This is a genomic window from Asticcacaulis sp., from assembly GCF_027484505.1.
GTDB lineage: Bacteria > Pseudomonadota > Alphaproteobacteria > Caulobacterales > Caulobacteraceae > Asticcacaulis.
This window is the reverse complement of record NZ_JAIXSV010000348.1, coordinates 20664-29767: the sequence shown is the minus strand read 5'-3', so window position 1 is coordinate 29767 and position 9104 is coordinate 20664. Positions and strand designations below refer to the sequence as shown.

The window sequence follows — 9104 nt, the reverse complement described above, 5'->3', positions numbered from 1 at the left end:
GTGAGGAAGAAGGTTACGGTGGCAGTCCCTAGGGGAGTCGAACCCCTCTTTTCAGGTTGAAAACCTGACGTCCTAACCGATAGACGAAGGGACCGCGTGTCCGTATCAATATGTCCTGACTGGCAGTCCCTAGGGGAGTCGAACCCCTCTTTTCAGGTTGAAAACCTGACGTCCTAACCGATAGACGAAGGGACCGCGTCAAGAGGTGCGCTTGATAGCGTCACGGATTGTTCGTTGCAAGCGCTATTTTCGGCAATATCGCCTCAACTTGTGAATATATGAGCGATATCCTCGATTTCGAACTGCACGCCCTTGCGGCCCATATAGTCGTCAGGTTTCAGCCGCCCCGCCACGTGGACGGCCCCCACCGGGTTGAGCAGGGCCGCCCCTACCGCCGTATCCTGCGCGCGCCAGGCGATGGCTTTCAGCCGCCTGCCACCCTCGTCAATCAGGTCGCAACGCACATGCCCGCCCTTCAGCGCCGAAGCATAGCCGACCCGCATCCCCGGCAGCACAAACATCGGCTCCGGATTGCCCTGACCGAAGGGGGCCATGATCTCAAAACGCTCCAGCAGGGCCCGCGTACAGGTCGCGGCACTGAGCGCGGCGTCAATCTCCAACCGGTCCTTACGGTCGGCCTCGACGGTGGCATTGGCGATATGCGCGTTCAGAAAGTCCCGCAACTCAGGGATACGCGCGGCCTCTATACTCAGGCCCGCCGCCATGGCGTGACCCCCCCCCCGACAGCAACAGGCCGCTTTCAAAGGCCGCCGTCACCGCCTGCCCCAGATTGATTCCGGCCTGCGAGCGACCCGACCCCTTGCCTATCCCCGTAACCGGGTCGATGCCGATGACGATGACCGGTTTGTGCCAACGTTCGCGTAGCCGACCCGCCACAATACCAATGACGCCGGGATGCCAGTCTTCGTGCGCGACGATAATGACGTGATCGTCTGCCGTAACCAGCCCCTTTGCCTCGGCCAGAGCCAAAGCCTGTTCCTGCACGACGGCTTCGACGTCGCGGCGCGTCTTGTTCAGTTCATCCAGTTCCTGCGCCAGCGCCGCCGCCTCGTCCGCATCGTCGGTGGACAAAAGCCGCACCCCCAGATCAGCGCGGCCGATACGCCCACCGGCATTGATGCGCGGCCCCAGCACAAAGCCCGAATGAAACACCCCAAGAGCCGCTGCCGCGTCCTTGGGTTCACCCCCGGCTACCTGCATCAGGGCGCGGATGCCTGGATTGTTCAGGCGCGACATGACCTTAAGCCCTTGCGAGGCCAGCGCGCGATTGAACCCACTCAGTGCCGTCACGTCGCAGATAGCCCCCAAAGCCGCCAGATCGAGCCACTGAGTCAGGTCCGGTCTGGGCCGCTCGGCAAACAGTCCGCGTTTTTCGGCTTCGCGGTTAAGCGCCGCCAGCACCACGAACACCACGCCGGCCGCCGCCAGATTTCCCTGCGCCGAGGTACAGCCCGGCCGGTTGGGATTGACCACAGCACGGCATTTGGGCGGGTCTTCGCGCATGATGTGATGGTCGATCACCACGACCTCAAGGCCGATACGCGCCGCATAGTCGAGCGCCCGGTGCGCCGACGCGCCGCAATCGACCGTGATGACCAGATCGGCACCTTCGGCTTTTAATCGGTCAAAGGCCTTTTCCGACGGGCCATAGCCTTCCAGCATCCGGTCAGGCACATAGACACTCAGTTCGTGACCCATATGGCGGAACCAGCGCACCAGTTGCGCCGCCGAGGTCGCGCCATCCACATCGTAGTCGGCAAAGACGTAAATCTTCTGACGCGCCTGAAGTGCATCGAGAATGGCCGCCACCGCCTGTGGCATGTCCATAAACCCGTCGGGATCGGGGAACAGCGCCTTCAAAGTCGGGCGCAAATAGTCGTCGAGCGTTGCCGCCGTCACGCCACGCGCGGCAATCGATCGCGCTACCGGCTCGACAAAGGCCTCTTCCATCAGGCCTTTGAGCGCGATCTGTTGCGTAATCTGACGCAATTCATGTGTGCCCACGCGCTGGCTGTCGCGACGATCCACCCACAGACGGCCCGTCACCGACGTCTCCACCCCCAGAAACGGCGGCAGGTCGGTCAGGTTCTGGCGGGCAGGATCATCGGGCATGGGACATCACGATTGGAGGGGGCGACGCATATACAGCTTACGGATAGTCTGAGTCCGTGAAATCATCACCAGACTTTCGGTGCTGATAAACACCTCTCCGTCGGGCGACATCTCCTTTTGCACCCCGTCCAGCAATGCACCGGGCGTGACGCCCGTCGCTACGAAGACAACATCCGAGGAGACCAGTTCGTTCAGGCTGTATTTACGGTCGAAATCGCTCAGACCCAGACGCTGCGCCCGCTGGCGCTCATCGTCATTGCGGAAGACCAGACGGCCCTGAAACTGACCGCCGACGCATTTCAAAGCTGCCGCCGCCAGCACGCCTTCCGGCGCCCCACCCGACCCCAGATAGATGTCGATGCCGGTTTCCGGCTGCGCCGTGTGGAAGACGCCGGCGACATCACCGTCGGTGATCAGGTGCACGCGCGCTCCGGCTTTGCGCAGCGAAGCGATGATGCGGTCGTGGCGCGGGCGATCCAGCACACAGGCGACGATTTCCGAGACATCCACACCCTTGGCCGCAGCCAGTGCCCGCACATTGTCTTCGGGGCTGGCGTCCAGATCGACCACACCCTCAGGATAGCCCGGACCAATAGCGATCTTGTCCATATAGGTGTCCGGCGCGTGCAACAGCCCGCCGCGCGGCGCGAACGCCACCACGGTCAGGGCGTTGTTCATGGCCTTTGCCGCCAGAGTCGTGCCTTCCAGAGGGTCAAGCGCGATGTCTATCGCCGTGCCTTTGCCCGTGCCGACCGTCTCTCCGATAAACAGCATGGGGGCTTCGTCACGCTCGCCTTCGCCGATGACGATACGGCCGTCCATGTCGATGGCATTGAGCGCCGAGCGCATAGCGTCCACCGCCGCCTGATCCGCCGCCTTCTCATCCCCCTTGCCGATCCAGCCGTGCGCGGCAATAGCCGCCTCTTCGGCCACCCGAACAATGTCGAGGGCCAGGTCGAAACCCGTTTGTGACATAGGCAATTCCCTGTTGGTCTGTTTTTTATTTCGCCACGGGTGGCGGCTCGGCGCGCGCGCGCAGGCGAGCGGCAAGGCTTTCTATGGCGGCACTGTCGGCGCCATTTTTGATCGGCGCCCCCAGAACGGGGTCGATGCGCGCATTGGCCGCCTTAGCCATGGCTTCAGGGGCCTTAAGCTCCCACGGCAGGGCATCGGCCGTTTTTTGAAGCTGATCGGATCTGGCTTTCAGCGCCACCACCTGTTGTCTGATCTGCTCCGGTGTCGGTACATCCTGAGGCGGCGGCGGGAATTCAGACCATTTCGGGAAGCTGTCGTAGGCGCGCGGCGAAGACGCTTCCTGCGCTGAAACGGACGCGGCAAAGGCTCCGATAACCGCACAAGGCAGCAAGAGCGCGTGGATCTTTGACCGCTTAATCATGAGGAAGCTCCGCAACCGATGGCATCGGTTATAAAAACCGGCCTGATCAAAAGCAAACTTTGCGAGTCCTGAACAGCCCTAAAACACGTCATAACGCGATGTTGCATATTATACAGTGAAAATTGTGGCGCAACGCCTGATGAAGCGCGTTAGAAAATACCAAGGAACGACTCGCGGAGGCCGCCATGACTGAAAAAAGCACTGAGAAACCCGCTTCCAAGGCCAAAACCCGTAAGGCCACTGCCCCTAAAAAAGCCGTAGCCGCCGAAGCGACGCCCGCAGTAGCCCCTGCCCCCGTGGCCAAAACCACACGCAAAACAGCGCCCAAAACAAAGACTGCCCCTAAGGCCAGCCCCGTCGAAGCCCCCGTGGCCCCAAAACCTGCGGCGCAGTCCGCGCCGTCGCCAACGCCCCCTCCGTCCGAACCGCCGCCCGAATCCACCTTTGACTCCGAGCAGATGAAGGCGCTGGAAGACCTGTCGATCAACCTCGCCAAGGCCGCCATCACCGCGCAGACGGCATTGGCCAGCGCGGTTTTGAAACAACCGGATTTCAACGGCACGCCAAACGGTGATCCGTTTCAGGTTGCCCCCGCCATGACCAGCGTCATGACTTCTCTGGCGCAAAACCCCGAAAAAGTCATCGAAGCCCAGACCGACCTGATGACCGGCTACATGTCGTTGTGGGCCGAAATGACGCGCCGCTCGCTGGGCGTCGAAACCCCGGAAGACACCACGCCGAAGGACAAGCGCTTCTCCGACCCGCGCTGGCAGCAGAACCTCGTCTTCGACATGATGCGCAAGTCGTATCTTCTGTCCTCGACCTGGCTCAACAACCTCGTGTCCTCTGTTGAGGACGTCGATCCGCTGCATAAGCGCCGCGCCGAGTTTTTCACCAAGCTGGTCACCGACGCTTTTTCGCCCTCCAACTTCCTGATGTCCAACCCGGCGGCGCTCGACACGCTGCTCACCTCCAAGGGCGAAAGTCTGGTCAAGGGGATGCAGAAATTCGCCGACGATCTGGCGCGCGGTGATGGCAAGTTGAAGATTTCTCAGGCCGATTACGCCCATTTCAAGGTTGGCGAAAACGTCGCCACCACGCCGGGCAAGGTGGTATGGCGCGGGCCTTTGTTCGAGCTGTTGCAATATAATCCGACTACGGACGAAGTGCGCGAAACGCCGCTGCTGATCTTCCCACCGTGGATCAACAAATACTATATCCTCGATCTGCAATCGAAGAATTCGCTGATCAAGTGGCTGACGGATCAGGGCTTTTCGGTTTTTGTCGTCTCATGGGTCAATCCGGATGCTGACCTGAGGGACGTCACCTTTGAGGACTATATGTTCGGCGGCGTCTACAAGGCCGTGTCATTAGTCCGTGAGCAGACAGGTTCACCCAAGATCAATACCGTCGGCTACTGCATCGGCGGCACGCTTCTGGGCGTCGCTCTGGCCCACATGGCGGCCAAGGGTGACGACAGCGTGTCATCGGCCACCTTCTTTACCGCCCAGCACGATTTCTCCGAAGCCGGCGACCTGCTCCTCTTCACCAACGAAGCCTGGCTGAAAGAGCTGGAGCGTCAGATGGATGCGGCAGGCGGGGTCCTGCCGGGAGCGGCGATGGCCGATACGTTCAACGCCCTGCGCGCCAACGATCTGGTCTGGTCCTTTTTCGTCAATAACTACCTGATGGGTAAGGACCTGACCGCCTTCGACCTGCTGTGCTGGAATGCCGATCAGACGCGGATGCCCAAGGCGCTGCACATGTACTACTTGCGCAAATTCTATCACGAAAACGCCCTGTCTCAGGGAAAGCTCAATATCGCCGGCGTGCCCATCGACCTGAAAAACGTCAAAATTCCCGTCTTCGAGCAGTCCGGCCGCGAAGACCACATCGCCCCACCGGGTTCGGTGTTCAAATCGGCCCGCCTGTTCGGCGGCCCGGTCACCTTCGTCATGGCAGGCTCCGGCCACATTGCCGGCGTCGTCAACCCGCCCGCGGCCCAGAAGTACCAGCACTGGATCAATGAACTGAGCAATGCCAATGGCTTACCAGAGACTCTTGAGTCGTGGCAAAAAGACGCCGTCGAACATAAGGGGTCTTGGTGGGACTATTGGGCCCAGTGGCTGCATGACAAGTCCGGCCCGATGGTCCCGGCGCGTGATCCATCCAAGGGCAAGTTTAAACCCGACATGGATGCGCCGGGTAGCTATGTGCTGGTGAAGTCGTAGTCTTTTAAGATCGTGGGGCCGCAGGCCCCACACCCCAAAACCGGAAGTCTGATGAACGCCGGGTTTTTGGGATTGAGAACCTGATATGGGGTGCAGGGGCCTGTGGCCCCTGCGTCTTAAACCCTTACAGTCTCAGAATAATCGTCTCTACGATCGGTCTGCGGCCCCAGGTATTCTGAGCGGCCTTTTTGAGTACGCGCGCCACGGCGGTTTCGACGGTCTGATCGTCGTCGCGTTCTTCGCGGGAAAGCTTCTGCACGGCTTTTTCGGCCATATCGCACAGCTTTTCGAGCTGATCCGAGATGCTATCCTCGTTCTCAAAGGCCAGACCTAGCCCACGCACCTCGACATAGGATGCCAGCTGGTTCTTGCTGTTGAGGGCGAAAGAGACGAACAGCATGCCGTTATGGGCGGCATGGCGGCGCTCACGCAGGGCTTCGGAGGCTTCGGGGACCAGCATGCCGCCATCGACAAACAGACGGCCAGACGGCACTTCGTCGATGATTTCGGGCTTGCCCGGGGCGAGGCGCACCATATCGCCATTGCGCAGGACGACCTGTTCCGGGATGCCGATTTCGGCGGCCAGAGCGGCGTGCTTTTGCAGGTGGCGGCGTTCACCGTGCGTCGGAATGGCGATTTTCGGCCGCGCCCAGGCATACATCTGCTTCAGTTCGTCGCGGCAGGGGTGGCCGGAGACGTGGATGCCGGGGTGGTCCTTTTCGGTATGAATTTCCACACCGAGGTCCGACAGACGGTTTTGCAGGCTGCGGATGGCGATTTCGTTGCCCGGAATGACACGCGAAGAAAAGACGCAGGAATCCCCAGCCCCCAGACGCACCAGCGGGTGGTTGCCGTCAGCAATGCGCGACAGGGCGGCGCGCGGTTCGCCCTGAGAGCCCGTGCACAGGTAAAGAACTTCGGTGTCCTTCATCTTGGCGGCTTCGGCTTCGGAGACGAATTCCTGCACGCCCTTCATTAGACCGACGAATTTAGCGGCCGCCGCCATGCGGTGCATGGAGCGCCCAACAAGGCAGACCGAACGGCCACAGGCTTCGGCGGCGCGGATGACGCTGTCCATGCGGGCGACGTTAGACGCAAAGCAGGCCACGGCTACACGACCCGTCAGTGTACGGATCACCGCCTCAAGCGCCACCTTCACATCGGCTTCGGAGCCCGCCTGCCCGTCCACGAACACATTGGTCGAGTCGCAGACCATGGCCAGCACGCCCTCATCGCCTAGCGCAACGATACGGCTGATGTCGGTGGGTTTCCCGGTGATCGGGTCCGGGTCGATCTTCCAGTCGCCGGTGTGCAGCACCGTCCCCAGAGGCGTCCTGATGGACAGGCCGTTGGGTTCCGGGATCGAGTGGGTGATGGTGATATAGTCGATCTCGAACGGGCCCAGATGCACCTTGCCGCCCAGTGGCACCTCGGTCAGGTCGAAGTCTTCGACCCCCGCTTCGCGCAGCTTTTCGCGGATAAGGAAGGCGGTGAAGGGCGTGGCGTAAAGCGGCGCCTTGATGCGATCCCACAGCCAGCCCAGCGCCCCGATATGATCTTCGTGGGCGTGGGTCAGGATGACACCCAGAATCTCCTCGCCTTCGAGGAATTTGGGGTCGGGCACAATGACTTCGATGCCGGGCGTGGTCAGGTCGCCGAAGGTCACACCGACATCGACCAGAATCCATTTACGGTCATGCTCCGGCCCGAAGCCGTAAGCATTGAGGTTCATACCGATTTCGTTTGAGCCGCCCAGCGGCAAAAACACCAGTTCGTCTTTGTTTTTACTCATTTTTCTTTTGATTAGAGAGGGTACGCTGATAGATTTCGAGCAGACCCCGCAGCGTAAGATCGGGATCGAAATGATGGATGCGGTCGGTCGCGCCTTCGAACAACGACGCCACGCCGCCGGTGGCTACGACCGTCATGGGTTGACCGTATTCGGCCTGAATCTTGTCGGTCAGATATTCGATAAGGCCCATATAGCCCCAGAATATGCCCGATTGCATGGCGCTGACCGTGTCCTTGCCGATATAGTGCGCCGGGCGCTCAATCGCAATGCGCGGCAGCTTAGCCGCCGCCGAATGCAGGGCCTGAACCGACAGGTTGATGCCCGGCGCAATCGCCGTGCCTTCCAGCGCGCCGTCAGCAGCCACCACATCGAAGGTGGTGGCGGTGCCGGAGTCAATAACGATCAACGGCCCGCCGTATTTGATCCAGGCGCCCACCGTATTGACCAGACGGTCCGCCCCGGCTTCCGACGGCTTGTCGATGCGGACTTCGATGCCTAGGTGCGTATTGTCGCCGATGACGTAGGGCGTCTTGTTGAAATAGCGCTGGGCCAGCTTGCGCAGGTTGAACAGGGACTGCGGCACGACCGAGGAGATGATGCAGTCCTCGATCTGATTGAAATCGAGCCCGTTCATCTGAAGGAGCTGATAAAGCCACACGGCGTATTCGTCGGCGGTGCGCGTCGATTCGGTGGCCGTGCGCCACTGCGCGCGCCAGCCTTCGCCATCGTGCACGGCGAATAACGTATTGGTATTGCCCTGTTCGATGGCGAGCAGCATCAGGCCTCCGGATACGAAACGGACCCGCTGGCGATCACGTGGATCATGCCGTCCGGGTCTCTGACGCGCAGCGCGCCATACTCATCAAGGCCAAGAATCGTTCCCGTCCGGGCCTGAGGGTGTTGCTCTATCAGACAGAGGCGGTCGCGACCATAGGCCTGATCCCACCACTGCGCGGCTGTGACTTCAAAGCCATGCGTAAGCCAGTCGTCCAGACGCCGCGTCATGGCCGCATCAAGGGCTTCGAGGACGCCTTCGACGGTTTGGGGTTGCGCCGTCAGGTCGTTGACCGCCGCCGTGCCGTAGCTCAGACCCTGCGGCGCTTCGGTGACATTGATGCCGATGCCGATAACGATCCCCAACCCTGTTTCAAGCGTTTCGCTCTGGGCCAGTATGCCGCACAGCTTGCGGCCCTCGTACAACACGTCGTTCGGCCACTTGATCTTCAGCGGGTCCGGTGCCCTCAGCAGGGGGCGGATCGCGTCGGTTACCGCCAACGCCGCCACGAACGACAACTGCGTCACGCGGCGCATCTCGACCGGCAACACCCCGTACCACGAGGCCATCAGATTGCCCGACGGCCCTTCCCACTGCCGCCCCATGCGCCCCTGCCCGGCCGTTTGCCACTTCGCCCGGACCCAGCGCGGGCCGCAATCCGCCGCCCGCAGCCGGTTGAGGGCTTCGGTCTGGGTGGACGGCAGGGAGTCAAAAACGTCTATAAGGGCCATAAAAGAAATGCAGGGGTTACAAACCCCTGCACCCCGGAAGTTAAAT

General features: G+C 61.2%; 6 protein-coding genes, 2 tRNA genes and 1 pseudogene. 1 reads left to right on the top strand and 8 read right to left on the bottom strand.

Annotated features, from left to right (window positions below; translation table 11 throughout):
* Window positions 1–19: 19 nt before the first annotated feature.
* The 5 genes and pseudogenes from Q0072_RS20515 to Q0072_RS20495 all read right to left on the bottom strand — a co-directional run bounded on the left by Q0072_RS20515 (window position 20) and on the right by Q0072_RS20495 (window position 3529).
* Window positions 20–94, bottom strand: a tRNA-Glu gene (locus Q0072_RS20515).
* 26 nt (window positions 95–120) lie between these two features.
* A tRNA-Glu gene (locus tag Q0072_RS20510) sits at window positions 121–195 on the bottom strand.
* Window positions 196–263: 68 nt separating this feature from the next.
* Window positions 264–2133, bottom strand: a pseudogene (recJ, locus tag Q0072_RS20505) (single-stranded-DNA-specific exonuclease RecJ).
* A 6-nt stretch (window positions 2134–2139) separates the two neighbouring features.
* The gene (glpX, locus tag Q0072_RS20500; RefSeq protein WP_298333647.1) at window positions 2140–3108 is read right to left on the bottom strand and encodes a class II fructose-bisphosphatase; all 969 of its coding nucleotides are present in this window, start codon (window positions 3106–3108) and stop codon (window positions 2140–2142) included.
* A 25-nt stretch (window positions 3109–3133) separates the two neighbouring features.
* Window positions 3134–3529 (bottom strand): hypothetical protein, encoded by a 396-nt coding sequence (locus Q0072_RS20495; RefSeq protein ID WP_298333645.1) that lies wholly within the window; start codon window positions 3527–3529, stop codon window positions 3134–3136.
* 185 nt (window positions 3530–3714) lie between these two features.
* Between Q0072_RS20495 and phaC the strand changes: the two genes are divergently transcribed.
* Window positions 3715–5760, top strand: coding sequence for a class I poly(R)-hydroxyalkanoic acid synthase (gene phaC, locus Q0072_RS20490; protein ID WP_298333643.1), 2046 nt, complete (start codon window positions 3715–3717; stop codon window positions 5758–5760).
* A 124-nt stretch (window positions 5761–5884) separates the two neighbouring features.
* Here phaC and Q0072_RS20485 read toward each other — a convergent pair whose 3' ends face one another.
* Genes Q0072_RS20485 through Q0072_RS20475 form a run of 3 tightly spaced genes read right to left on the bottom strand, consistent with a single transcriptional unit; the run spans window position 5885 to window position 9058 of the window.
* Window positions 5885–7552: a ribonuclease J gene (locus Q0072_RS20485; RefSeq protein ID WP_298333641.1), complete on the bottom strand. Its 1668-nt coding sequence runs from the start codon at window positions 7550–7552 to the stop codon at window positions 5885–5887.
* Entirely contained in the window at window positions 7545–8333 is a 789-nt protein-coding gene (locus tag Q0072_RS20480) for a type III pantothenate kinase (protein WP_290795021.1), read from the bottom strand. Before Q0072_RS20480 ends, Q0072_RS20485 begins: the two co-directional genes overlap by 8 nt.
* The gene (locus Q0072_RS20475) at window positions 8330–9058 is read right to left on the bottom strand and encodes a biotin--[acetyl-CoA-carboxylase] ligase (RefSeq protein ID WP_298333640.1); all 729 of its coding nucleotides are present in this window, start codon (window positions 9056–9058) and stop codon (window positions 8330–8332) included. Before Q0072_RS20475 ends, Q0072_RS20480 begins: the two co-directional genes overlap by 4 nt.
* Between the last annotated feature and the right edge of the window lie 46 nt (window positions 9059–9104).